The sequence below is a fragment of the Gemmatimonas sp. genome (assembly GCF_044345575.1).
Lineage (GTDB): Bacteria > Gemmatimonadota > Gemmatimonadetes > Gemmatimonadales > Gemmatimonadaceae > Gemmatimonas.
On the sequence record NZ_JBIJAW010000385.1, the window covers coordinates 1 to 3,019 of the forward strand.

Below are 3,019 nucleotides of genomic sequence, written 5' to 3' on the forward strand. Positions count from 1 at the left end.
GGGGAGCCCCTGGCCCAGGGGGGTGCCACAGCGGTGGCAGAAGCGGGCGCCGGCGGACATGGCCGCGCCACAGGCGGCGCAGAAACCGGCGCCGGCGGTGCTGTTCGAAGAAGTCATGGGGTTGGAAAGGTACTACTATACGGCATGCCCACGCCAAGCCGTTCCCTGGTGCCCGCCAATCTCACGGGCGCGACTGCCGCGGACATCCTCGAACTCGCGGAAGCCCAGCAGGTCCGTTTTCTGCGCCTGCAGTTCACCGACATTCTGGGCGTTATCAAGAACGTCGAGATCCCAAGCTCGCAATTCAGGAAGGCGCTGCAGGGCGACATCATGTTCGACGGGTCCTCCATCGCCGGATTCGTGCGGGTGGAAGAGTCGGATATGCTGCTGGCCCCTGATCTCGCCACGTTCCAGATCTTCCCATGGGGTGATCCGGCGGCGCGGGTGGGGCGGCTCATCTGCGACATCAACATGCCCGACGGCACCCCGTTCCATGGGGATCCGCGCGGCGCGCTCAAGCGCCAGCTCGCCAAGGCGGCCGCGCAGGGATACGTGATGAACGCGGGCATGGAGGCGGAGTTCTTCCTCTTCAAGCCCACCGAAGACGGCCGGCCCGCCACCGATACGCACGACGTGGGCGGCTACTTCGATCTGGCGCCCATGGACCTCGGCGAGGATGCGCGGCGCGCCATCGTGGACGCGCTCGAGCAGATGGGCTTCGAGGTGGAAGCGTCACACCATGAAGTCGCGCACGGCCAGCACGAGATCGACTTCCGCTACGCCGATGCGCTGCGCACGGCCGACAACATCGCGACGTTCCGCTTCGTGGTGAAGCAGGTGGCGCGGCAGTTCGGGTTGATTGCGAGCTTCATGCCCAAGCCCGTGTTCGGGCAGAACGGCAGCGGTATGCACACGCACCAGAGCCTGTTCCGGAATCAGCAGAACGCGTTCTGGGATCCGAGCCGCGAGTGGTCGCTGAGCCTCACCGCGCTGCACTACATCGGTGGGCTGCTGCGTCACGCGCGCGCGATGACGGCGGTGACGAATCCGCTGGTGAACAGCTACAAGCGTCTCGTGCCGGGGTTCGAGGCTCCCGTGAACGTGGCGTGGAGCATGCGCAATCGCTCGCCGATGATCCGCGTGCCCGAACGGCGCGGGGCGGGAACGCGGCTCGAGCTGCGCACGCCCGATCCGGCGGCCAATCCGTATCTCGCGCTGACCGTGATGCTCGCGGCGGGGCTCGACGGGCTCGCCACGCAGGCCGACTGGCGCGAGCCGGTGAATACGAACATCTGGGAGCTGTCATTCCGCGAACGCCGGCGGTTGCGCATCGACGACCTGCCGCAGTCGCTCAGCGAGGCGTGCGACGAGCTCGAGAAGGACGAAGTGATGTGCGAAGCCCTCGGTGATCACATCACGCAGCAGTTCCTCGCCGCCAAGCGGTCGGAGTGGAACGAGTACAACCAGCGGGTGACGGCGTGGGAGCTGGACCGGTACCTGGCGCGCTACTGAGGGGGAGGATCCCCCGGCAACGGTGCGGCTGAACCATGCGTTGTGATGGGGGCGCTCCCACGGGGGCTGCCGTGTTCGCTCAACTTTGACTGCGTTTGGAGCAGCGATGGATCGTCGTGGATTTCTGCAGCAGGGAGCCGGCGCGGTGGCTGGCGTGGCGTTGTCGGGGTTGGTGCCCGTGTCGGCCGCGTCGGGGCTGGTTTCGGCGCCGCTCCTGTTGGCGCCTGACACGGTGCTGAGCCAGAAGTATCCCTTCACGCTGCCGCCGCTGCCGTATGCGAACAACGCGGTGGAACCGGCGGTGGATGCGCAGACCATGGGGATCCATCACGATCGGCATCACGCGACGTACGTGACGAATCTCAACAAGGCGCTCGAGACGCAGGCAGCGCTGCATCAGTACACGCTGGGCGAGTTGCTCATGGGGCTGCGGCGTTGGCCGGCCGCGGTGCAGACGGCCATCCGCAACAACGGCGGCGGGCACGCCAACCACGCGCTGTTCTGGAACCTGCTGGCTCCGGGAGCGGCGACCGCCGCTGCGCCGAGTGGCCGGCTCGCGGAGATGATCGCACGCGACTTCGAGTCGCTGGCCGCGCTCAAGGCGGCCATGAAGACCGCCGCCGTGGGGCAATTCGGCAGTGGCTGGGCGTGGCTGGTGAAGACCGCCACCAGCCGTCTCGCCGTGCGCGGGCTGCCTAATCAGGATTCGCCCCTGCTCGAGGGGGAGCTCCCCATCGTGGGGATCGATGTGTGGGAGCATGCGTACTATCTCAAGTACCAGAATCGTCGGGCCGACTACGTGGATGCGGTGCTCGCGCGCATCAACTGGGACGTGGCCGGCGCGCAGGTGGCCTGACGCCCGACGCCTGATGCGGGGCGTACACGGCCGCCTCGGCTGAATCTCTCCGCTCCTGTCGTTCGTTGTTCAGCATGGCCCGTATCGTCATTACCACCTGGGGTTCGTTCGGCGATGTGAACCCGTATCTCGCGCTCGGCCTCGGGCTGCGCGAGCGCGGGCACGACGTCGTGCTCTGCATGCCGCCGTTCTACGAGCCGGTCGTGCGCGCCACGGGGCTGGGGTTCGCGCCCGGCGCGCCCGATGCCGATCCGGCGCTCGATCGCGATCTCGTGCGCAAGTGCATGCATCCGCGTCATGGTGCCGAGGCGATCTTCCGGGAGGTGCTCATTCCGGCGCTGGGCGAGGCGCACGCGCAGCTGACGGCGGCCGTGCAGGGCGCCGACCTGGTGGTGACGCACCCGGCGGCGTTGGCCGCCCCCATCGTGGTGGAGCAGCAGCGGCTCACGTGGGTGTCGACCATTCTGTCGCCGCTCAACTTCATGTCGGCGTACGATCCCATTCTGCCGCCGATGGCCCCGTGGCTGCGGCACATCCCGTACCCGGTGCACGTGCGCTTCGCCGACTGGTTGGCCGCCGGGGGGCGTCAGGTGGCGGCGCGCTGGATGGCGCCGGTGCAGGCGTTTCGCGCGTCGCTTGGCTTGCCCCCGA

Annotated in this window: 4 protein-coding genes; 3 read left to right on the top strand and 1 reads right to left on the bottom strand. The window is 67.9% G+C overall.

Features of this window, described 5'->3' with window-relative positions; translation table 11 throughout:
* On the bottom strand, window positions 1-117 hold a 117-nt coding region (locus ACIQ6O_RS15510; RefSeq protein WP_396208684.1), incomplete at its 3' end, for a zinc-ribbon domain-containing protein.
* 27 nt (window positions 118-144) lie between these two features.
* Here ACIQ6O_RS15510 and glnA point away from each other — a divergent pair.
* The 3 genes from glnA to ACIQ6O_RS15525 all read left to right on the top strand — a co-directional run.
* Window positions 145-1,512 (top strand): type I glutamate--ammonia ligase, encoded by a 1,368-nt coding sequence (gene glnA / locus ACIQ6O_RS15515; protein WP_396208682.1) that lies wholly within the window; start codon window positions 145-147, stop codon window positions 1,510-1,512.
* 232 nt (window positions 1,513-1,744) lie between these two features.
* Complete coding sequence (locus tag ACIQ6O_RS15520; RefSeq protein ID WP_396208685.1) at window positions 1,745-2,368, top strand: superoxide dismutase; 624 nt, start codon at window positions 1,745-1,747, stop codon at window positions 2,366-2,368.
* Between the two features lie 74 nt (window positions 2,369-2,442).
* Window positions 2,443-3,019 (top strand): glycosyltransferase (locus ACIQ6O_RS15525; protein WP_396208683.1); only part of this gene is annotated, 577 nt, incomplete at its 3' end.

Bases quoted from the DNA above. Each gene is read 5' to 3' on its own strand.
- glnA (WP_396208682.1), top strand. From the start codon at position 145: ATGCCCACGCCAAGCCGTTCCCTGGTGCCCGCCAATCTCACGGGCGCG.